Origin of the sequence: Nonomuraea muscovyensis, from assembly GCF_014207745.1 — a bacterium.
GTDB lineage: Bacteria > Actinomycetota > Actinomycetes > Streptosporangiales > Streptosporangiaceae > Nonomuraea > Nonomuraea muscovyensis.
This window is the reverse complement of the sequence record NZ_JACHJB010000002.1, coordinates 437,791-458,729: the sequence shown is the minus strand read 5'-3', so window position 1 is coordinate 458,729 and position 20,939 is coordinate 437,791. Positions and strand designations below refer to the sequence as shown.

Sequence of the window (20,939 nt, the reverse complement as noted above, 5' to 3'; positions counted from 1 at the left end):
CGCAGCGCTCGTAGGACGCCGAAATGACAGGCGGTGATCACCACACAGCCACCGGGACCCAGCGGCCCCTGCCGGTGGCCGCCGGCACGGCTCCCGGAGCGGGGCCGGCATGGTCGACGGCCGAAGACGTTCGACGAACGGCCCTGGCTCGTCACCGGCGCCGTTCGCCCATAGCCGTACCGGGCTGACGTCAGGGGGCCGGCGCGACGGCGTCGCAGGGCTCGAGTGCCTGCGATGAGGACGACGGAGACGGTGCGACGGCGGGTGACCGGCGCGAGAGCAGGTATCCCGTCAGTGCGGCGAGAATGCCGGCCAGGCCGGCCGCCGCGAAGCCGCCCGCCGGCACGGAGGCGTCGATCGCCACTCCCACGAGCGGGGAGCCGAGCGCGAACCCCGCGCTCAGCGCCGAGGACTGCAGGCCGGTCGCCTCGCCTCGCACACTGGCCGGCGTCAGGCGGCTCACCGCGTCGGAGACTGTGGAGAGGGTCGGTGCGGTGAGCAGACCGGCACCGATGACGGCCACACACAGCCAAGGCCAGTCATGGGCAAGTCCGGCCGGAATCGTCACCAGCCCGAGCAGACCGAGCAGCAGCCAGGTGGGCATCGGCCGGGGCAGCGTTCCGTACACCAGACCGCCCGCGACGGACGTCACCCCGAACACGGCGACGACCAAGGCCCCCCACGAGATCTGACCGGCTTCTTCGAGAGTGGCGACGATGGCCAGGTCGACGCCGGCGAGCAGCATCGTGGCGCCGAACCCCATCGTCAGAACAGCGACCATGCGCGCTCCCAGCCACTCCCGGCGCCGGGGCCGGCCCGCTGCGTCGCCGGCCGCCTCGTCCTCGGCCCGCAGCGGCGGGTTGAGCAGGGCGATCCCTGCCCCGCCGGCGACGATCGCGGCGCCCACGCCCCATGCCACCACGTCGGGGGACACCTTCGCCGCGCACAGGATCACCACCGCCGGGCCCACCATGTACGACAGCTCGCCCGCCACCGACTCCAGCGCGAACGCCGCCCGCCGCTGCCCTGCCGTCGTCATCGCGGCTATCGCCTGCCTGGTAACGGATTGGACCGGCACCATCAGCAGACCGGCGGCGAAGGAGGCGCCCAGCAAGATCACGTACGGCAGCACAGGCACGGTCAGCCAGAACACGATCTGCGGCACAACCGTGGCCAGCAGCACGGTGCGCAGGCCCCGCCGATCGATCATCCGGCCCAGCAGCGGCCCGCCCAGCGCCACACCGGCGGTGAGCGCCGCCGCCACGGCTCCCGCGGCTGCGTAGCTCATGTCGAGGGCAAGCACGACGTACATCGTCAGCGCCATCACGTCGGCCGTGATCGCGGCACGAGCGAGCAGCGAAGTGCCCAGCAGTGGCGTCATCCCCGGCACCGCGAGCACCTGTCGAAATCTGGTCACCGCTTTGACGCTAGATCGTCAGTAATGCCATAGGAAGTCGCCAATTCGTTGGACCAGGCATAATGAACGCTTATGGCACGTGATCTCGAGACCGCACTGCTGCGGTCGTTCGTCACCGCCGTGCGAGCGGGCAGCATCAGCCGTGCGGCGGCGGCGCTCGGCCACACCCAGCCCGCGCTCAGCCAGCAGTTGCGCAAGCTCGAAAGGGCCGTCGGCAGGCCGCTGCTGCACCGGGCGCCGTCCGGCGTCACGCCGACCCGGGCGGGCGAGGAGCTGCTGCCCTACGCCGAGCGCATTCTCGCGCTGTCGGCACAGGCACTCACCGAAACGGGACGCGCGCTCACCGGGCATTGCGGCGTGGGGCTCCTCGAAGATCTCGCCGTCTCCCGCCTTCCTCAGGCACTCGCCGACCTCGCGCGGCTGCACCCCGACGCCACGCTGGAGGTGCTCAGTCTTTCCAACGCGGCGATGCGGGAGGCCTACGACACGGGCCGTGTCCAGCTCGTGCTCGACGAGGTCCCAGATCTTCCCTGGCCGCCGCGCTGGACGGTGCGTCTGCCGCTGGTCTGGGCGGTCGGGCAGGGTGTCGCCGCCGACGCCGATCCGCTGCCGGTGGTGCTGTTCTCGAACACGTGCGCCTGGCGAACGTCGGTGCTGGAAACGCTGGAAGGCGCCGGGCGCCGCTGGCGGGTGGCGTTCGAGAGCAACAGTCTCGCCGGAGTGCTCGCCGCGCTCCGGGCCGGGCTCGGGGTCGCGGCGCTCCTGCCCGCCAACCTCGAGCCGGCCATGGCCTGCCACGACGCGGCCGCGTTGCCTGCTCTGCCGGACGTCGAACTCGGCCTTGCCCGCCACCCCGGCACCGAAGGTGATGCGCTCATCGACGCCGTGGAGACCGCCCTGCGGCGGATGATCTGAGCCGCACGCGGCGACCCCCGGTTTCGCGACCCCGCGGCACGCGCCGAACTCGCCGCCGGAGACTGAGCCACACCATCGCCCCGTTCAGGAGTGCCCGATGATCCGGTGTGGCCGGTAGGGGGCCTCCAGCCGGGCCGTCTCCTCTTCGCTCAGGGACACATCCACCGCCGCGATCGCGTCGTTCAGATGACCCACCTTGCTCGCCCCGACGATCGGCGCGTTCACCCCAGGCCGTCCGAGTAGCCACGCGAGCGCGAGCTGCGCCGGTGGCAGGCCTCGTTCGCCGGCGACCGCACGCACCACGTCGACGACGTCGAAATCCGCGTCCTCGTACATGCTGTCGGCCAGCCGGTCGCTGCCGGATCGGACCGTGCGCGGCCGGCTGTCGCGGTGGCGGCTCCCGGTGAGCAGTCCGCGCGCCAGCGGGCTCCACGGGATGACGCCCACCCCCTGGTCCAGGCAGAGCGGGATCATCTCTCGCTCCTCCTCTCGGTAGACCAGGTTGTAGTGGTTCTGCATCGAGACGAACCTGGTCCAGCCGGCTGTCTGAGCGGTGTGCTGCGCTTTGGCGAACTGCCAGGCGTACATGCTGGAGGCCCCGATGTAGCGTGCCTTGCCGGCCCGCACCACGTCGTGCAGAGCCTCCATGGTCTCCTCGATCGGCGTCTCGTCGTCCCAGCGGTGGATCTGGTACAGATCGACGTAGTCGGTTCCCAGCCTGGTCAGCGAGGCGTCGATGGCGGCCAGCACGTGTTTGCGTGACAGCCCTCGGTCGTTCGGGCCCGGCCCCATCGGGAAGTAGACCTTCGTGGCGAGAACGTAGTCGTCGCGGCGCGCGAAGAGCTTGCTGAGCAGCCGCCCGGTGATCTCCTCGCTCACGCCGTCGGAGTACATGTCGGCGGTGTCGAAGAACGTCACACCGGCCTCGACCGCGCGCCGTACGATCGGCTCGGCCGCGTCCTCTCGCAGCAGCCACTCCCAGGAACCTGGATCGCCGTACGTCATCATGCCCAGGCAGATCCGGGAGACCTGCAGTCCCGACGAGCCCAGCTTCATGTATCGCATTTCGTCTTACCTTCCTGCGAGAGCGTGATCTCCACCGCGGCGGGAGAAGGCCGAAGTTCTCGATGGAGCGCGACTGAGAGCACCACGAGCCCGACTCCGGCGAGCTCGGCGGGTGAGGGGAGTTGCCGGAGCGCCAGGATGCCGATCACCGTGGCCACGGCCGGAAGCAGCGCCACCAGCAACGCGTACGTGGAGCGGGCCATGCGGGCCATCGCGAGTTGATCGCACACGTACGGGATCACCGACGAACAGATCCCCACCCCGATCCCGGCGGCGAGCGTGACCGGGTCGAGCACGGCGGGAGCGGCCTGCCCAACGCCCATCGGTGTGACGAACACACAGGCGATGAGCATGGCGGCAGCCAGCCCGTCGATGCCGCTGACGCCGCGCAGACGCCGAGCCGTACGGTGGGCCAGCACGATGTAGGCGGCGAACAGCATCGCGTTGGCGAAGGCGAAGGCCAACCCCAGTGGTTCCCCGGCCAGCCGGATGTCGGTCAGCACGTAGACACCGCCGACGGCTGCCACGAGTGCCGCGAGGTTACGTGCCGTACGGGCACCGAGCGCGGCCAGCACGATGACCGGCAGAAACTCGATCGCTGCGACGGTGCCCAGGGGCACGCGGGCGATCGCCAGATAGAAACAGGCGTTCATGGCCGCGAGCACCGCGCCCGAGGCGATGACCGTACGACGCCCCTCGGCGTCGAGCCGGGCGAGAGTGCACCAGGGGCGGCGCCAGAGCGCGAAGACGAGTGCGGCGCTCCAGATCCTCAGCGCCGCGACCCCGAGCGGGGCGAGCCTGGCGAACAGGAGCACGGCGAAAGCCGGGCCGAGGTAGTGGAAGACGGCGCTTCCGATGAAGTAGGTCCATGGAGGCGCCGTGGAGAGGACGGCGCGAGGGCCGGTGGGCGGCATGTCCCCATCGTTGGCCAACCCGTAATTTAGGAGAATGGCGAATCGAAAGATCAGACCCGAGCAGGCATACGAATCCAAGGGAATGGACGCCCTCGACCTTCGTATTCTCGCCGAGCTGCAGGTCGACGCCAGAGTGAGCTTCGCCGAACTGGGCCGCCGGGTCGCCCTGTCGGCCCCAGCGGTGGCCGACAGGGTGCAGCGGCTGGAGGAGACCGGAGTGATCACCGGCTATCGCGCCGAGGTCGACCCTCGGGCCCTGGGCTTTCCGGTCACCGTGATGGTCCGGATCCGTCCGGCGATCCGGGAACTCCAACGCATCTCCAAGATCGCCCAGGAAGTTCCCCAGATCGTCGAATGCTACCGAATGACCGGTGACGACTGCTTCTACTTCACGATGCACCTGCGGGCGGTCGACGAACTCGAACCGATCCTCGACCTGTTCACCCCGTACGGTCACACGACCACGTCTCTCATCCACACTGCGCCCGTGCCACGCCGTCCCCTGCCTCTGGAGTGAGACACGGGCCCGCTGACGGACTTCGGCGCGGTCCCCCGGCGTGCCGACGGGCGGACCGGCTCCAGGGGTGCGACCGGGCAAGCGCGCGTCCACGGCGACGCCACCCCTGGGCGAGCTCACCGCTGCCCGGCCGCTCGGGAGTGTCAGATGCGGGTCATGGTGGAGGGGTAGCCGCCCCCGCCGGGGTAGACCCATTCGCCGGTGACGGTGGTGTCGTCGGCGCTGAACCTGCCCTGGTAGTACGCCGGGCTGCCCTTCGCGCCGCCCCAGATGGTCAGCGTGTCGCCGGTCAGTTCGTAGACGTAGTCGAGGGTGTCGCCGCCTGATCCGTAGAACCGCGACACCACGTCCGCGCCGGTCGGCTCGCCGAAGGGGCGCAGGTTTCCGATCACTTCCAGGCCGGTCACCGGCTGGCCGAACTGGGTGAGCTCGATGTGCTGGAGCAGGAAGAAGCGGCCGGGCATCCACTCGTAGCGCACGGTTCCCTCGGCGCCGCCGGTAACCGCCCACCTGCCGACCAGGCGGTCCAGGGATTGCAGCTCGGTGCTCGGCTGGTTGGTCTCAGACATCTCGTCCTCCTTGGTGAGTGCTTGCCGGTACCTCGAAGGCGACCTCCGGTCCTCGACACCTGTGACATGTGACTTAGTTCACAGTGCTGCCATGTCGAGATCCCCGGTCCGGCCCCGAGGTTCCGGCAGACACGCACCAAGGAGGAACTCATGGCCACCGTCGCCGTCCCCGCCGTCCGCCGCTCGTCCGACCACCTGCTGCTCGCCGGTGCCCTCGCCGGGCCGGTCTTCTTCGCCTCGGCCATCGTCCAGATGCTCACCCGCGACGGCTTCGACATCACCCGCCACCCGATCAGCCAGCTCGCCACCGGCAGCCTCGGCTGGATCCAGATCACGACGTTCGTGCTGGCGGGGCTCGGCGGTGTGGCGCTGGCCGCGGGCACCAAGCGCACGCTCACCGAGGGAGTCGGCCGGCGGGTGCTGCCGATCTTCGTCGGGATCTTCGGCGTCGGCCTGATCACCGCCGGGCTGTTCACCATGGACCCGGAGAACGGCTTCCCGGTCGGCACCCCGGACGGGCCGGTCGCCCAGATGTCCTGGCACAGCGTCGCGCATTCGGCCGCGGCCGCCGTCGCCTTCACCGCGCTGGCCGTCGCCGCCATCGTGCTGGCCGTCCGGTGCGCACGCCGGCGGGCCGTGCTGCCTGCCGTGCTGAGCGGCACCGCCGCGCTCGTCCTGCTGCTGCCCATGTCGCCGGGTCACATGAGCATCCAGATCGCCGTCAACGGGCTGGTCGCCTTCACCTGGACAACCGTCCTGGCTCTGTTCCTGCGCCGTTCCGCCTGACCCCGGGTACCGTTTGCCCAGGCACGATCGAGAACAGGATCCACCCGTGAAGTATCTGCTGCTCAGCTACACGCCGACGGCCGCCTGGGATGCCGCGACCGCTGACACCCCGTCCGAGGAGGCGATGGCCGCGTTCGCCGCGTACCAGAAGTTCGAGCGTGAACTGATCGAGACGGGTGAGTTCGTCGGCAGCGAGGGGCTCGGCCACCCGGCGGTCAGCACCACGGTCCGCCGGACGCCGGACGGCGTGGTGGCGATCGACGGGCCGTTCGCGGAGCTCAAGGAGGTCCTGGCCAGCTTCGCCGTGATCGACGTGGCCAGCCACGAGCGAGCCGTCGAGATCGTCTCACGGATCGTCGAGGTGCTGGGTGAGCCGATCGAGATCCGGCCGATCATGGGCGAGGACTTCACGGCATGACCGACCGCACCGCGCGGTGCCCGCGAGCGGAGGGCTCGCGAAAGGTGGATCCGGGTATGACCGCAGAGGTCGAGCACCTGCTGCGCGTGGAGGCGCCGCAGGTGCTCGGCGCGTTGGTGCGACGCTTCGGCCAGTTCGACATCGCCGAGGACGCGGTGCAGGAGGCGCTGCTCGCCGCGAGCCGGGCGTGGCCGGTCGACGGCGTGCCGGCGAACCCGCGTAGCTGGCTGATCCGGATCGGCTACCGGCGGATGGTCGACCTGCTCCGCTCCGATCAGGCCCGCCGAAGGCGTGAGCAGGAAGCAGGGATAGCCGAGCTGACCATGCGGGAACCGGCCCGCCAGGCGCGCCCCGCACAGGAGACCGACGACACCCTCACCCTGCTGCTGCTCTGCTGCCACCCCGCGCTGAGCGCCACCTCCCAGGTGGCGCTCACGCTACGCGCCGTGGGCGGCCTGACGACCGGTGAGATCGCGCACGCCTACGGGACGACCGAGAACACCATGGGTACGCGGATCAGCCGGGCCAAACAGCAACTGGCTCGCGCCGGCGCCCGCTTCACCCCGCCGACCGACGCCGACCGGGACAGCCGGACGGCCGCCGTGATGCAGGCGCTCTACCTGATCTTCAACGAGGGTTACACGGCCTCTGCTGGCGACCACCTCGCCCGGGTCGATCTGACCCGCGAAGCGATCCGGCTGACCCGCATGCTCCGCGAGTCCCTGCCCGGCGACGCCGAAGTGACCGGCCTGCTCGCACTGATGCTGCTCACCGAGTCACGGCGCCCCGCCCGCATCGGGGGAGACGACGAGCTGGTGCCGCTGGACGAGCAGGACCGGACGCAGTGGGATCCCGACTTGATCCGGGAGGGCACCGAGCTGATCGACAGCGTCTGGAGCGGGCACGAGGTGGGCCCGTACCAGTTGCAGGCGGCCATCGCGGCCGTGCACGCTGCGGCGCCGTCGCCGGAGCAGACGGACTGGCCGCAGATCGCGGTGCTGTACCTGTGGCTCGAACGGCTCAACCCGACCGCGCCGGTGCGGCTCAGCCGGGTGGTGGCGATCGCCAAGGCCTACGGACCGGCCCGCGGGCTGGCACTGCTCGACGACCTCAACCGGCGCCACCGGCTGGATCAGGAATCACTGACCCGGCAGCGCGAACGCGCGGTGCGCGCCCACCTTCTCCAGTTGACCGGCGACGCGGCCGGTGCGGCGACGCTGTACCGCGAGGCAGCGGCCCTGACGGACAACCAGGTCGAGCAGCGATACCTCGTCAGCAGGGCCGATCGCCTGACGGCCCGACCCGATCATGATGGGTAGTCAGGCGACGTGTTCCGGCACGGCGACGCCCGACGACCTCGGCCCACCGGACCTGGCCCGGTTACAGCATCAGCGCCGGACCCGCTACACCCCGCAATCGGACCCCCGGGAACGCGGGTCTTCAGTGAGGGGCCCACGAGCTTTCACACCGTGCGGCTCGTCCGAGCCCCGTCCCACCCCCAAGAGATGATCTTGCTGGGCGTGATCGTGATGATTTCCCGCGAGAAGTACGGCACCGGCGGCTCGTGGTCCGTCAGAGCCACCGCCGAGCCCCGGATCTCGATGCCGCGCACCACCCACGGGTCCACCGAGGCCAGGTCGTCCACGACGAACGATACGGTGCTGCCCCGCTGGATATTCCTGAACTTCTTGGACGCACCCAGCGCGTGCCCGCCGATGGTGATCGTGCCCGAGGCGGCGTCCACGAAGAACCCCACGGGGTTGTTCTGAACCTGACCGGCGGGAGAAACGGTGGCCAGACGCCCGAGGCGCTGCCCGGCCAGATAGTCGAGTTCTGCCTGCGTGAAGCTCATGCGGCCAGTATGCAACCTTGACACCGGCGTCAATCAAACGCCGGCGGCTGCTGTCGTGCCTGTTCGCGCTCGGTACGCCCATGGGCATCCGGCAGGTGGCCGCCACCGGCGGGCAAGGTGAGGGCGGGGCCGCGGCGTCGTGATCGACTGGCACGGCGACAAAGGTCGGGCCCGCATCCGCTCCCGGTTCGAGACGGTCACGCGATCATGTCCGCTGTTCGGGACCGGCTACGTCCGCGTAGCGGATGATCTGGGTCGCCAGGACCAGCACTGCGGCCAGCGCGGCGGCCGAGCCGATCAGGACCGTTGGAGCGTGTGGGCCCAGCAGCCAGAGCAGGGTGAGGGCGGTCAGCGAGGGCGCGCAGAACGCAGCCAGGTCCACCGCCAGTTGCAGCCGCTTGCGAGAGGGGCGGAGTGGATCTTCGCGGTGGTATTTCTCCCACCTGAACATGTCGATGTCGCTGGAGCCGTCGTCGACGAGGCCGACCAGGCGCGGTCCCAGCCGGCCGCGGACGTACCGCCCGATGGCGGTGATCTTGTGATCGTTGGTGACGTAGGCCCAGCCCAGCACCGTGGCGGCCAGCGGCAGCAGCAACAGCAACTCCAACTGGCCCACGGTCGTGGTGACAGTGCTGATTCCGGCGACCGCGGTGAGCGTGGCGTACAGCAACTGGCCGCGCGCCCCGATCCGCTGCCGCTCCTCCGCCTTCAGCGCGTCGTACTCGCTCAGCAGCGCCTTGACCGCGTGCTCGGGACCTCCTGCGGTCGTGTCGGTGATTGCGGGCATGGGGATCCGCCTCCCTGATCTGTCGGACTGGAGGACGCGGGGCGCGATCCCCACAGGGCTGCGCCCATAGATGATGATTCGTTCCAGTACTGACGTTATTGTCATTTATGGACAGTATCGTCAGTCATGTAATGACTTGCCAAAGCAGTAGTGAGGATTCCGTCACTCTTGACGGATCCCGCTACAGTGGAACGCGCACCACAGCCGACAGGAGAGAGACAGATGGCCGACGCCGCACCGAGCCGCCTGGACCGGCGCAAGGCGCGCACCCGCGCCGCGCTCATCCACGCGGCCCAGACCTTCATCGCCGACGGCAGGACCAACGCGGCGATCCTTGACCTCACCCAGGCCGCCGACGTCGGCATGGGCTCCTTCTACAACCATTTCTCCAGCAAGGACGAGCTCTTCCGAGCCGCCGTGGAAGACGCCCTCGACCGGCACGGCGCAGGGCTGGACGAGCTGACCCGCGACATGAACGACCCCGCCGAAGTCTTCGCCTACAGCTTCCGGCTCACCGGACGCCTGCACCGCCGCCACCCCCAGCTCAGCAAGGTCCTGCTCAACACCGGCCTCACCATCGCCACCTCCGAGCACGGCATCGCCCCACGCGTCCGACGCGACATCCAGGCCGGCATCCAGGCCGGCCGCTTCACCATCAACGACCCCGAACTCGCCTTCGTGATCGCCACAGGCACCGCCCTGTGCCTCGGCCAACTCCTGCACACCCAACCCGACCGCGACGACGCCCAGGCCACCGACCAGATCACCGAAGACCTCCTGCGCACCTTCGGCATCCCCGCCGACGAGGCCCACGAAATCTGCCAACGCCCCCTGCCCGACCTCGACCGGCTTCTCCTCAGCACCACCGTGTAGCCAGTGCCCGTCGATGGCATCAACCGGTCATGAGCGACGACACGTCGACGACCTGAACGCGCCACTGGGGGACGTGGAGGTCACCCTCGATCTCGGCGGGGAGACCGAGGCGGGCACGCCGCCCGGGTCGGCCAGAACGCTCGGCACGGAGCATGTTTTCCCTGGTCGTGGTTGTGGTGATGAAAGCCGGGGGCGAAAATCGTCCTGTGGCGGGTCGGCCGGGGCACACCTCGGCGCCGACGCCATCTGCGTGGATCGGGGTCCCCGCGACGTGACGCTCACCGGCAATGATGGGGGGCTGTCCAGCTGGGTCACCCGGCGGAAGGCCGGGTGACCGCGTAGCCGAATGACCGCTTCGATGGTCGGGCAAGCAGGACGGAGGGGGTCGGCCCATGCGTATCGTCGTGGATCTGAACCGGTGCCAGGGATACGCACAGTGCGTGTATCTGGCCCACGAGATCTTCAAGTTGAACGGTGCGGAGGCGCTTACCTACGAGCCCAACCCCGACGACGCGCGGCGCCTGCAGGTCGAGCGAGCCGCCGCGGCCTGCCCGGTCCAAGCGATCATGATCGACCGCTTGGACGGCGCGGAGCGGGGTGCGCCGTCATGACCATGTCGGCAACGCTCGCCGAGTTGGTGCGCGACTTCAAGGCCAACGGCCGGATCGTCATCGTCGGCGCCTCCCTGGCAGGCCTGCGGGCCGCCGAAGCCTTGCGTGAGGAGGGCTTCAGCGGGTCTTTGACCATCATCGGGGACGAGCCGTACGAGCCCTACGACCGTCCCCCGCTGTCCAAACAGGTGCTCAAGGGTTGGGTGCCGGCTGACCACACTCTGCTGCCCCGCTTTCGAGAACTGGACGCGCAGTGGCGGCTCGGCGTGGCCGCCACCGGGTTGGACAGGGCCACCAGGCAGGTGCGCCTGGCCGACGGCGAGCAGGTCCCGTACCACCGGTTGCTGATCGCCACGGGGACCCGCGCGCGGCAGTGGCCCAACCCGACCGAGGCCGCCCTGGAGGGGGTGTTCTCGCTGCGCTCGCGTGATGACGCCGCCCGGCTGCAACGGGCGCTGGCCGAGCGGCCATCGCGGGTGCTGGTCATCGGCGGCGGGTTCATCGGCTCGGAGGTGGCCTCCGTCTGCCGGGAACTCGACATCCCGGTGACCGTCGCCGAGCGGGGCTCCGCTCCCCTGGTGGGCGCGCTGGGCGGGGTGATCGGCGAGATCGCCGCGGAGATGCAGCGCGACCACGGCGTGGACCTGCGCTGCGGGGTCGGCGTGTCGTCGCTGGAGGGCGACACGCGCGGACATGTACGGCGTGCTCGGCTCTCGGACGGGACCACCGTCGAGGCCGACGTGGTGCTGGCCGCGCTGGGGTCGATCCGTAACGTGGAATGGTTGGAGGGCTCCGGGCTGGCAGCCGGCTTCTGGGGTGTCGGCTGCGACGCCGGGGGTCGCGCCTTCGACATCAACGGCGTGGTGACCGACACCGTCTACGTTGCGGGGGACGTGGCGCGCGCGCCCCACGTGCTGTACGAGTACCAGTTTCTCGCGATGGAGCACTGGGACAATGCCGTCTTCGGTGCCGAGGTGGCGGCCCACAACATGGTGAGCCTCGAGCCCGACTACCGCCCGCATCTGTTGCTGCCCGGCTTCTGGTCCGGTCAGTTCGGCGTCAACATCAAGTCCGTCGGCGTACCACCGTTCGGCGACGAGATCGTCTTCACACAGGGCTCCGTGAAGGAGCGCCGCTTCGTCGCAGCCTACGGTCGCCGGGGCCGCATCGTCGCCGCCGTCAGCTTCGATCACGGCAAGTGGCTGGAGTACTACGCGCGGCTGATCGAGCAATCAGCTCCGTTCCCGCCCCCGCCGCCGGGCTGGGATCGGCCGGACGTCATGAAGCCGGTCCCGGCGGAGTTCCCGGCACCGGGTGTCCCGACGGCGATACCCGACGTTGTCCTGACCGGCCACGACCCGAGCGGGCGGAGCGCCGAGTTCCGACCCCGAGGTCGCTGACGCGCCTTGCCGGATCGGCGGGCAACCCGGCCGGCACCGCAGGAAGGAGAGGAACAGCATGGGCGAGGAAACACCCTGGCAGCAGGCGCTCCGCTACGCCAACCGTGCCAATCCGTACCCCTTCTACGCCGAGCTCCGCAAGACCCCGGTGGCGCGGCAGCCGGACGGCACCTATGTCGTCAGCACCTACCGAGAGATCGTCGCGCTGCTCCACGACCCCCGGGTCAGCTCGGATGTCAGGAAGATCTCCGCGCCCGCCCCCGCCCATGCCCCAGCCGCGGGCGCGGCGGAACCGGGGGCCGAGCCGATCTCGGATGCCGTCATCAATCTGGAGCCGAACATCATCACCTGCGACCCGCCCGAACACGATCGGGATCGCCACATGATGACGCGACACTTCTTCGGCCCGCCCCACTCCCCTCGCCTGATCTCTGACCTGGAACCCGATATCCGCCACATCGTCACCGACCTCCTGGACAGGATGCGGGGCAAGACCCGGATCGACGTCGTGGACGAGTTCGCCTATCCCCTGCCGGTGACCCTGATCTGCAAGATCCTCGGCGTACCGCTGGAAGACGAACAGCGCTTCCACTCCTGGATCGAGGCGGCCCTGGACGCTTTGGATTTCGGCCCGGAGGCGGCCTCCGAGGAGACCCGGCGCCGGCGGGAGGGCGGGCGCGGGAGCGTGCAGGAGCTCGAGCGATTCATGGCCGGGCTGATCGGCCAGTACGCCGACCAGCCCGGCCCGGGCATGCTCTCGGCGATGGTGCACGACGACGGCCCGGAAGGGCGCATGTCCGAGGGCGTGCTCACCAGCAATGCCGTGCTCCTGCTCTTCGCCGGGCATGAGACCACGGTCAATCTGATCGCCCACAGCGTGCTCACCCTGCTGAGGCACCCCGAGGCGCTCGAGAAGCTACGCCGCCGGCCCGACCTGATCGTGCCCGGGGTTGAGGAGTTGCTGCGCTTCGAGTCGTCGGTCCAGTTCTGGCACACCCGCTCCGCCACCGAGGACATCGAGATCGCGGGCACCACCATCCCGAAGGGCGCGCCGATCTTCCTGGCGTACGGCTCGGCGAACCGCGACCCGGAGCGGTTCGCCAACCCTGACCAACTCGATCTCGAACGCCCCGACAACCAGCACCTTGGCTTCAGCCAGGGCATCCACTTCTGCTTCGGCGCTCCACTCGCCCGGCTCGAGGTCCAGGTCGCCGTCGGGGAGTTCGTCCGCCGCGTGGAGAATCCACGGCTCGTCGTCGACCCGCCGCCGTACCGCCACAACCAGATCTTCCGCGGACCGCGCCACGTCCTGGTCGACATCGACGGGATCCACGACTGACAGTGATGATGGAGAAGAGCGCTTCCCGCGCTCACTGGACGCGGCGTTGTGACTTCACGGGAACCGAGGAGCTCCCCGCCACCCCCGCCGGATACGCCGCCCCGCTGGGCCGAATGCGCGGCTTCGGGCAGCTCACTGTTGCTGCCATTGAAGATGTGCATGTGGCGGGCATGAGAACGCTCAGATGTTGATCGTGCCGATGGTCGTCAATCAGTCAACGTGCCCTGATGGAAGTACACACGCCAGCCCGTCTCCGTCAGTCGCCACAAGGAGCTCCGCCATGCCCGGCGCCCCTGACGGTCGGCGAAGTAGGTCAGGTGAACAATCCCCGGCGCCAGCACGACCCCGGACATCTCGCTGACCTTGACCGGCGACTCCGAAGCCACGGTTTCCGCACTCATCATCGTGAGAATCGACTCCACGTCCCACCAGCGTCCAGAGGCTCCGATCTCGGTGAACTCCGGATCCAGAAGCTCCCGAACAAGGGCTGGAGAAGCACGCACCTCCGGATCCAGAAGCCGCAATTCGCCATCTATAGCCGCTTGTACTGCCCGCTCATCCCCGTCCATCACGCAGTGGATCCTACGAACACGCATCAGTCGCGCCCAGCGAATATCCAGCCCGGGGTGATCACCAATGGTCAGGTCCGCCGCTCCTCGCCCTCGCTGTCGACGACACGTGAAAACTGGATCAGGCACACTTTCCGTGATCGGACCCGTTGAGTAGATCACGGTCCGGGTGTTCCGGCCGGTAGCCGGGCCTCTGATCACGAGCATCTGCAGTGTGTTGATCAAGGAACTGGTCGCCGTCTTGTTCCCGCACTTGGCCGGCGTGCGCGTCGACGAGGTGTTCCGGTCGGGCGCCACGGTGCGGATCCGGGCCAGGACTGACACCGTGGAGGCTGCCTGCCCGGCCTGTGACACGCTGTCGCAGCGAGTACACAGCCGCTATGAACGACGGCTGTCCGATACTGCGGTCGCGGGCCAGGAGGTGCTCATCCACCTGCGGGTTCACCGGTTCTTCTGCCGCAATTCCACGTGTGCGAAGGCGACGTTCGCCGAGCAGATCCCGGGACTGACCGTCCGATACGGCCGCCGCAGCGTTCGGGCGGCAAGGGCGTTGCAGGCCATCGCGCTGGCGCTGGGCGGTCGGGCCGGGGCTCGGCTGGCGGGTCAACTGGCGGCCTCGGTGAGCCGGATGACGCTGATCAGGCTGATTCGTGCCTTGCCCGACCCGGCACTCCAAGTCGGTCCCCGGGTGCTCGGCGTAGACGACTTCGCCCTGAGGCGGGGCCACTCCTACGGAACCATCCTGATCGATATCTCCACCAGCACCGTGGTGGACGTGCTGGCCGACCGGACAGCCGATACCCTGGCGGCCTGGCTGCGCGTGCATCCCGGAGTCGAGATCGTCTGCCGCGACCGAGCCGGCGCCTATGCCGACGGCATCGCCCGAGGCGCACCACACGCGACCCAGGTCGCCGACAGGTGGCACATCTGGCGGAACCTCGGCGAGGCCGTCGAACGCACCGTCACCCGCCACCGCCACCACCTCCAAGCCCTGATCGCCACGCCCAGCACGCGCGCTGGCACCTCGCCACTCGCGGCGTCGGCCGCCTCGCCCTGCTTACCCGCCGGCCGTCAGGACCGCATCGCCATGCGAACTCGCGAGCGGCATGCCGCCGTCCACGCCCTGCTGGAGCAAGGCCAAGGGCTGCGGGAGATCGGCCGCCTGCTGTCCCTGGGCCGCAACACCGTGCGGCGCTTCGCCCGCGCCGCCCATCCCGAAGACCTGCTCGTTCACGACGGAACGGGCCGGCGGCCCAAAAACCTGGAAGCCTACGACTCCTACCTGCGCACGCGCTGGGCCGAGGGATGCACCAACGCCGAACTCCTCTACCGGGAACTGCAGGCTCGGGGCTATCGCGGCAGCGGCACCACCGTCCGCCAGTACGTCCGCCCCTGGCGAGCGGCAACGCCTCCCGCAGCGATGCCATTGCGGCCGGTCACGGTCCGGCAAACCACCGGCTGGTTCCTGCGCAACCCTGCCAATCTCGATCTCGACGAACACCGCCAGCTTCAGACGCTCACTACCGCCTGCCCTCAGCTGGCGGCGCTTCGGCTGCGCGTGCGCGAGTTCGCCGAGATGATGATGCACCGCCACGGCCGGAACTTGGAGACCTGGATGAACACGGTCCTGGGCGACGACCTGCCCGAGCTGCACTCCTTCGTCACCGGACTACGTAGGGACCAAGACGCCGTCACCGCCGGGCTCACCCTGCCCTACAGCTCCGGGCCCGTCGAAGGCCACGTCAACCGCACCATTATGTGGAATCTGATCTGTCAAGCGGGGCCATGCGGCTTGGCGGTAGCTATCGGCTGGCCGGTCCCGTGAAGAACCTGGACAATCGGCAATCGTGATGGGGATCTCCGGCTTCGAGCCGACCTTTCTCGTCGGGCTTGAAGCCGTCCGCGAGGAACACGGACCGAACCTGGCCGCGCTTGGTGGCCGGCGTCTGACGGGGTTCGCGATCGTGCGTTTTGTCGAGGACGAGGACTGGTTCGCTGACTGTCCCGTCGTCTTGGACTTCGACGGTGTCCAGATAGAGATCTGCCACTGGAAGCTCGATGAGCTGTCGATCAGCTGGAACAGCATCGACACGACGACTGCGATCAGTGACTGGGAGTGGTTCGAGCTGACTCCGGCGTGGTCCAGCGCCGACGAACGGCTTGAACCGTTCGTCGGCCAGGAACTGCGCGAAGTTGCTCTCCTCGAGTGGCGTCCTTCGAGCTATGACCTGGCGGACGGCACCATCGCAGTGGAGTTCGTCTTCGATGCAGGCCGTTTCCACATCGCCAACGCTCTTGATGAGAACAGCATCGATCTCGGCGACGCTCATCCAGAATTCGTGCGGCACCCACTGGGCTGTGGCGCGCCGCCTGACTAGGAGCTGTTTAGAGTTCGGATCATGTGGTTGAGGTGAGGAGTCTTAACCACAGGATCAAGCCCCGGAGGTAGAGCCCGGCCTCGTAGCTTTCCGGGGCCTTGTCGTAGCGGGTCGCCAGGCCACGCCAGGCCTTGATCTTCTGGAAGCAGCGTTCGATGGTGTTGCGCTGCCGGTAGCGCTCGGGATTGAAGGCGGCAGGCCGCCCACCGGCTGAGCCCTTCTTCTTCCGGTTGGCCTGCTGGTCGCTCTTCTCCGGGATGACCGCGCCGATCCTGCGGCGGCGCAGATAGGCACGGTTAGCCTTGGAGGAATAGGCCTTGTCCGCGGCCACCGCCGTCGGGCGGGTCCGTGGCCGGCCCACCGGTCCGGCCACGCGGATCTTGTCCAGGACAGTGGTGAATCGCGGGCAGTCGCCGGCTTGGCCGGGCGTGAGCACGAAGACCAGCGGCAGCCCGGCGGCATCGACCGCGGCATGGATCTTGCTGCTCAGCCCGCCCCGGGATCGGCCGAGCGCGGCAGCCTTCGCCCGCGCCTTGCGGCGTCGCCGAACGGCGGCGCGCTCGTGCGGCGGCGACGCGCCGGCCTCGGGTGTGGCCTCGGGCGCATCACCCGCAGCACCGGCGGCTGCTCCGGCAGCGGAGCCCCCTTTTCCTCGGTCAGCGCCTGCTCCAACGCATCCAGGGTCTCCCCGGCGACCGCCAGCCCGGCCGACTCCTGATGCGCCCGCACGATCGTAGAGTCCACGCTGACCAGCTCCAGCCCGACCTGTCCACGCGATGCGGCCTCGGCGATCAATGCGTCCATCAGCCCTTGGAACACCCCGGCCTTGGCCCAGCCGTTGAAGCGGGAGTAGACCGTGGACCACGGCCCGTACCGTTCCGGCACGTCACGCCAGCCGGATCCGGTGCGAAACCGCCACAAGATCCCATTGAACTGATCACGCACCCGCCGCGGCAGCGGCCCGGTAGCCGCTACCGGCAGATGCGGCTCGATCAAAGCCCACTCGGCATCGGTCACATCGAAGCGCGCCACATCCGAGTTCTACCAGTCACGACCAGCCCAGCACCGACCCCACCAAGATCCGAATCCCAAACAGCTCCTAGGTCGGCCTCCGGTTGATCTCGATGACCGGCAGCAGGGTCGCCTGGGCCGGAGTGCTGATCTGCCGGGGCGTGGGTCCGGCGGGGGTGGGGATGTCGGCGAGCTGGCCGAGCAGCCGGTCCAAGGCAGCCTTGCCGTCGTCGACCGCGGCGCGTTCGTCGTCGGTGAGCGGGACGGCGGCGAGCATGCGCTGCAGGTTGTCCTTAGCCTCCAGCAGCAGAGCCTTGGAGGAGTCCTTCGGGGTGTAGAAGTCACACTTGGCGCAGGCCATCCAGTGTGGACACTGCTCGAAGAAGGTGTAGTTGCAGAACCCGTGGCCCAGGTCGTAGTACTGCCACGGCTCACCGGCGGCCGCGGCCCCGCTCTCGACGGCGTCCCGGTCGACCAGCACCTCGATGGTGCGGACGTTGCGTTCGAAGTATCCGGCGTCGGTGTAGGCCCGCGTCAGCGTCGTTGGGGTGATCTTGGCGTAGTACTGGGTGGACTGCGGGGAGCGGTGCCCGAGCCAGGCTTGCAGCTCGAACAGCGTCATCGGCTCCTTGGCGTTGTAGAGCTGGCTGGCGATGGTGGAGCGGGCCCGGTGGCTGGTGATGTTCCCGCGGACGTCGGCAGCCGGGACGCCGGCCTTGCGGCAGAGCATGGGGATGACGGTGTTGTTGATGTAGGAGGAGGAGATGCGGCGGGCACGGAAGGCGAACAGCAGGTTCACCTGCTCGCCGGTGCGGCGGTCGACGAAGACTGGCTGGTCGGGGCGGACGGTTTGCCAGGCATCGATGGCCTGGCCGAGGATGGGATCGACGGGCTTGGTGAATGCGGTTCCGGTCTTGTGCGGAGGAACGTCCAGGAGGCAGACCGCGTCGCGGGCCAGAACCTGGTCGGAGTCGCCAGGAATCGGGGCGTCCTGGTGCTGCCAGCGGATGCACCCGAGGCGCAGCCGGGCGATCTCGTCACTGCGCAGCCCGCTGAACAGCCACGTCACGGTGATCGCGCGGACGAGCTCGATCGGATAGAAGTGCCCTGATTTAGTCTGCGGCAGGTCGCCCTGGTGGAGGTTCAGGCCCGCCCACAACAGCTTGGCCCAGATCTCGTCAGCGATCACACGGGGGTTCGGGCCGAGCAGCGCGGTGATGCTGCGCGGGGTCGCCAGCACGCGTTGCGGGTCGAAACCGCGGGGCAGCCACTCCCATTCCTGGCAGTCGGTGAAGAACCTGCGCAGCGCGGCGAGCTGCCCCTCCTTGCTGCTGGCTGCCAGCGGCTTGCCGACACGGTCCTTCAGGCCGACGGTGCGCTGGACGTAGTCACCGACCTTCATCCGGTCGAGCGCGGCGACCCAGGCCGCGCAGGTCTGCCGGGTCCAGTCGGCCGGGTCGGCGGCGTCGGGGCGCTCGGCCTGGAGCCAGCGGCCGACTTTGAGCAGGTTGGAGCGGACGCCGCTGCGGGTGCGGGGCGTCAACGTCGAGGTGGCATGCCAGCGGTCGACCCACCGCTCCCACTCTGGTGCGCCGCCGATGGCCCGGGCCGAGTGACGGCCGGTGCCCTGCCGGGGCGGATCGCAGAACCCCAGCGCGCTCACCGCCCGCTGCAGGGCGTGCAAGGTGTTCATCTGCGAGCCTGGCAGCAGACGGTCGCGCCGCACCCGATCGAACAACTCGGTGCTCAGCTGGTCGACATGAGGGCTGCGGTTGAGCAGGAACAGCCGGCAGGCCACCATCGGCAGCAACGTGTCGTCGTCGCGGCCGAGCCGGTAACCCCACTCGTCCAGGACGGCTCGAGCCTGAGCGAGCTCGTTACTCAGACGGTCGCGTCCGAAGATCTGCCGAGCCAGGGTGAGGCGTTGGAAGCTGCCGAGGCGGTCGAAGCCGGTGAACGAGCCCAGCAGATAGGCGTGCGCCGCCAGGTAGGGGCGGACCTCGTCACCGGCCCAAGCGGGCGCGTGGCGATGAAACTCGGCCTGGTCACGGCCGAGCAGGTGGACCCATCCTTCCTCGGTCCAACCCCAGAAGGTCCGGCCCTCCTCGGCGCAGCGCAGCAGCAGGAGCGCGACGACATCCCGCATGGCGCGTCGCCGATGCTGCGTGACCGGGCCGTCCAGGCCGGCGTTGACGACCTCCAGCGGACGCAGCAGCCGTCCGATCATGATCCAGCCGGGCGCGGACCGGTCGTAATATTGCAGCCGCCGCAGGTTACGAACACCGAGTTCGGCGATGCCCTGTATCTCGTCGGCGCGAACCTCAACCGTCGTGTCGAAGCGGTGACCAGCAAGGGGTGAGCACCAGCGGGGCGCGGGAGCCTCGGCGGCCCCGGGCAGCGCGGCGGTCATCGCGACGTTCCCGTCGTCGTCGCGATCGCCGCAGGGGTGTCGAGGCCGGTGAGCATCGCGATGCGCCACGCATGGATGTGCTCCATGCCGCGGCTGAGCTTGTCGGCCAAGTCCCGGCCGGACAGGTGGATGTACTGCAGCGTGGAGTCGGTATGGCGATGCCCGGCGAACGTCGCGATCGCGTGCAACTCCCAGCCCATCCGGGCCAGGTCCGTCAGGCACAGATGCCGGGTCGTGTGAGTGGAGAACTGCGGAGCCTCGGCGGCCAGCGCGATGCGGCGTACGACCTTCGACCAGGTCCACAAACTCAACGGCTGAGCGTGATTGCGCCGCGATTCCGACAGGAACAACGGCCCGCGCGCCCTGCTGATCCTCATCCGGTGCGCCAGATACCTCGACAACAGCACACCGGTCGCCGCCGAGTACGGCACCACACGCTCCAGCCGGTTCTTCGTGGTCTCCGCCCTGATCCGCAGGGTGCGGTGCGCAGGGTCGAGGTCGTCGGTGCGCAGCAAGCACAGCTCTTCGCGCCGCAACGCGGCGTCGTAGGCCAGGGTGAGCATGACTCGGTTGCGGATGGGTTCCTCGGCCGCGACCGCCAGGACGTTCCTCCACTGCTGCTCGGTGGGGATCCACGGCAGCTTCGTCAACCGGGGCACCAGACCACGCTGATGCCCGCCCAGAGACCCGCCCCAGCGCCGGCCCGGCGTGTACCGTCCCCGGCCGACCGGGTTGGAATCCCGCAGGCCCTCCTCCATGAGGTGGTCGTAGAACAGCCTGACCGGCACGATCCGCTGCTGGATGGTGGCGTTCGACAAGCCGGAGCCCGAATCGAGCGCGACGACGTTCGCGCCCCGACGGCTGCGACGCTCGGTCAACGCCCGCACGAACACGCCGATGTGCGCCCGGCTGGCCGTCACCGGGTCGACGCCCTCGCGCTCGCACACCTGCAGGTACTCGGCCAATCCGCGCGCGTAGGCATCGATCGTCCGCGGCGCCCTTCCCAGGTCCACCCAGATCCGCAGCCACTCGGCCGCCCGCGCATGCCGGCCCAGCACCGGCCACTTCTCCTCCAGCACCACCGTGCCGCTCAAACCATCTCCCCAGT

Annotated in this window: 21 protein-coding genes and 1 pseudogene; 12 read left to right on the top strand and 10 right to left on the bottom strand. The window is 69.1% G+C overall.

What is annotated here, in order from left to right; translation table 11 throughout:
• Positions 1 to 190: 190 nt before the first annotated feature.
• Entirely contained in the window at positions 191 to 1,417 is a 1,227-nt protein-coding gene (locus FHU36_RS18655) for an MFS transporter (protein WP_185085245.1), read from the bottom strand.
• Between the two features lie 72 nt (positions 1,418 to 1,489).
• On the opposite strand from FHU36_RS18655, the gene FHU36_RS18650 reads away from it, so the two are divergent.
• On the top strand, positions 1,490 to 2,332 hold the full coding sequence (locus FHU36_RS18650) for a LysR family transcriptional regulator (RefSeq protein ID WP_185085244.1): 843 nt from the start codon (positions 1,490 to 1,492) through the stop codon (positions 2,330 to 2,332).
• A gap of 84 nt (positions 2,333 to 2,416) precedes the next feature.
• Here the strand turns inward: FHU36_RS18650 and FHU36_RS18645 are convergent, their stop codons facing one another.
• Positions 2,417 to 3,397, bottom strand: coding sequence for an aldo/keto reductase (locus tag FHU36_RS18645; protein ID WP_185085243.1), 981 nt, complete (start codon positions 3,395 to 3,397; stop codon positions 2,417 to 2,419).
• Entirely contained in the window at positions 3,385 to 4,311 is a 927-nt protein-coding gene (locus tag FHU36_RS18640) for an EamA family transporter (RefSeq protein WP_185085242.1), read from the bottom strand. The genes FHU36_RS18645 and FHU36_RS18640 overlap by 13 nt, the downstream gene beginning before the upstream one ends.
• 34 nt (positions 4,312 to 4,345) lie before the next feature.
• Between FHU36_RS18640 and FHU36_RS18635 the strand changes: the two genes are divergently transcribed.
• Positions 4,346 to 4,828: an Lrp/AsnC family transcriptional regulator gene (locus FHU36_RS18635; protein WP_185085241.1), complete on the top strand. Its 483-nt coding sequence runs from the start codon at positions 4,346 to 4,348 to the stop codon at positions 4,826 to 4,828.
• Between the two features lie 143 nt (positions 4,829 to 4,971).
• Here the strand turns inward: FHU36_RS18635 and FHU36_RS18630 are convergent, their stop codons facing one another.
• Complete coding sequence (locus tag FHU36_RS18630; RefSeq protein ID WP_185085240.1) at positions 4,972 to 5,397, bottom strand: hypothetical protein; 426 nt, start codon at positions 5,395 to 5,397, stop codon at positions 4,972 to 4,974.
• 150 nt (positions 5,398 to 5,547) lie between these two features.
• On the opposite strand from FHU36_RS18630, the gene FHU36_RS18625 reads away from it, so the two are divergent.
• The 3 genes from FHU36_RS18625 to FHU36_RS18615 are packed head-to-tail and all read left to right on the top strand — an operon-like array spanning position 5,548 to position 7,920.
• Positions 5,548 to 6,183, top strand: coding sequence for a DUF998 domain-containing protein (locus tag FHU36_RS18625; protein WP_185085239.1), 636 nt, complete (start codon positions 5,548 to 5,550; stop codon positions 6,181 to 6,183).
• A gap of 46 nt (positions 6,184 to 6,229) precedes the next feature.
• On the top strand, positions 6,230 to 6,601 hold the full coding sequence (locus FHU36_RS18620) for a YciI family protein (protein WP_185085238.1): 372 nt from the start codon (positions 6,230 to 6,232) through the stop codon (positions 6,599 to 6,601).
• Between the two features lie 56 nt (positions 6,602 to 6,657).
• Positions 6,658 to 7,920: an RNA polymerase sigma factor gene (locus tag FHU36_RS18615; RefSeq protein ID WP_185085237.1), complete on the top strand. Its 1,263-nt coding sequence runs from the start codon at positions 6,658 to 6,660 to the stop codon at positions 7,918 to 7,920.
• A 143-nt stretch (positions 7,921 to 8,063) separates the two neighbouring features.
• On the opposite strand, the gene FHU36_RS18610 is transcribed toward FHU36_RS18615, so the two are convergent.
• Positions 8,064 to 8,453 carry a PPOX class F420-dependent oxidoreductase gene (locus FHU36_RS18610; protein ID WP_185085236.1) on the bottom strand — a complete coding sequence of 130 codons (390 nt, stop codon included), beginning with the start codon at positions 8,451 to 8,453 and terminating at the stop codon, positions 8,064 to 8,066.
• 17 nt (positions 8,454 to 8,470) lie between these two features.
• On the opposite strand from FHU36_RS18610, the gene FHU36_RS45685 reads away from it, so the two are divergent.
• Complete coding sequence (locus FHU36_RS45685) at positions 8,471 to 8,596, top strand: hypothetical protein (protein WP_281394306.1); 126 nt, start codon at positions 8,471 to 8,473, stop codon at positions 8,594 to 8,596.
• 62 nt (positions 8,597 to 8,658) lie between these two features.
• On the opposite strand, the gene FHU36_RS18605 is transcribed toward FHU36_RS45685, so the two are convergent.
• Positions 8,659 to 9,240: a hypothetical protein gene (locus tag FHU36_RS18605; protein WP_185085235.1), complete on the bottom strand. Its 582-nt coding sequence runs from the start codon at positions 9,238 to 9,240 to the stop codon at positions 8,659 to 8,661.
• A gap of 222 nt (positions 9,241 to 9,462) precedes the next feature.
• Between FHU36_RS18605 and FHU36_RS18600 the strand changes: the two genes are divergently transcribed.
• The 4 genes from FHU36_RS18600 to FHU36_RS18585 all read left to right on the top strand — a co-directional run bounded on the left by FHU36_RS18600 (position 9,463) and on the right by FHU36_RS18585 (position 13,463).
• Complete coding sequence (locus FHU36_RS18600; protein ID WP_185085234.1) at positions 9,463 to 10,113, top strand: TetR/AcrR family transcriptional regulator; 651 nt, start codon at positions 9,463 to 9,465, stop codon at positions 10,111 to 10,113.
• A gap of 392 nt (positions 10,114 to 10,505) precedes the next feature.
• Positions 10,506 to 10,724 (top strand): ferredoxin, encoded by a 219-nt coding sequence (locus FHU36_RS18595; RefSeq protein ID WP_185085233.1) that lies wholly within the window; start codon positions 10,506 to 10,508, stop codon positions 10,722 to 10,724.
• Positions 10,721 to 12,124, top strand: a complete 1,404-nt coding sequence (locus tag FHU36_RS18590; protein ID WP_185085232.1) for an NAD(P)/FAD-dependent oxidoreductase — start codon at positions 10,721 to 10,723, stop codon at positions 12,122 to 12,124. Before FHU36_RS18595 ends, FHU36_RS18590 begins: the two co-directional genes overlap by 4 nt.
• 58 nt (positions 12,125 to 12,182) lie before the next feature.
• Positions 12,183 to 13,463 (top strand): cytochrome P450, encoded by a 1,281-nt coding sequence (locus tag FHU36_RS18585; RefSeq protein WP_185085231.1) that lies wholly within the window; start codon positions 12,183 to 12,185, stop codon positions 13,461 to 13,463.
• A 206-nt stretch (positions 13,464 to 13,669) separates the two neighbouring features.
• Here the strand turns inward: FHU36_RS18585 and FHU36_RS18580 are convergent, their stop codons facing one another.
• On the bottom strand, positions 13,670 to 14,032 hold the full coding sequence (locus FHU36_RS18580) for a nuclear transport factor 2 family protein (protein WP_185087443.1): 363 nt from the start codon (positions 14,030 to 14,032) through the stop codon (positions 13,670 to 13,672).
• Between the two features lie 214 nt (positions 14,033 to 14,246).
• On the opposite strand from FHU36_RS18580, the gene FHU36_RS18575 reads away from it, so the two are divergent.
• Both FHU36_RS18575 and FHU36_RS18570 read left to right on the top strand, forming a co-directional pair.
• Positions 14,247 to 15,857: an ISL3 family transposase gene (locus FHU36_RS18575; protein ID WP_185085230.1), complete on the top strand. Its 1,611-nt coding sequence runs from the start codon at positions 14,247 to 14,249 to the stop codon at positions 15,855 to 15,857.
• Positions 15,858 to 15,879: 22 nt separating this feature from the next.
• Positions 15,880 to 16,410 (top strand): hypothetical protein, encoded by a 531-nt coding sequence (locus FHU36_RS18570; protein ID WP_221496431.1) that lies wholly within the window; start codon positions 15,880 to 15,882, stop codon positions 16,408 to 16,410.
• A gap of 19 nt (positions 16,411 to 16,429) precedes the next feature.
• Here FHU36_RS18570 and FHU36_RS18565 read toward each other — a convergent pair.
• The 3 genes and pseudogenes from FHU36_RS18565 to FHU36_RS18555 all read right to left on the bottom strand — a co-directional run bounded on the left by FHU36_RS18565 (position 16,430) and on the right by FHU36_RS18555 (position 20,913).
• Positions 16,430 to 17,442, bottom strand: a pseudogene (locus tag FHU36_RS18565) (IS5 family transposase).
• A 67-nt stretch (positions 17,443 to 17,509) separates the two neighbouring features.
• A complete protein-coding gene (locus tag FHU36_RS18560; RefSeq protein ID WP_221496430.1) occupies positions 17,510 to 19,831 on the bottom strand; it encodes a tyrosine-type recombinase/integrase in 2,322 nt (773 codons plus the stop codon).
• Positions 19,828 to 20,913, bottom strand: a complete 1,086-nt coding sequence (locus FHU36_RS18555) for a tyrosine-type recombinase/integrase (protein ID WP_221496429.1) — start codon at positions 20,911 to 20,913, stop codon at positions 19,828 to 19,830. The genes FHU36_RS18560 and FHU36_RS18555 overlap by 4 nt, the downstream gene beginning before the upstream one ends.
• Positions 20,914 to 20,939 lie beyond the last annotated feature (26 nt).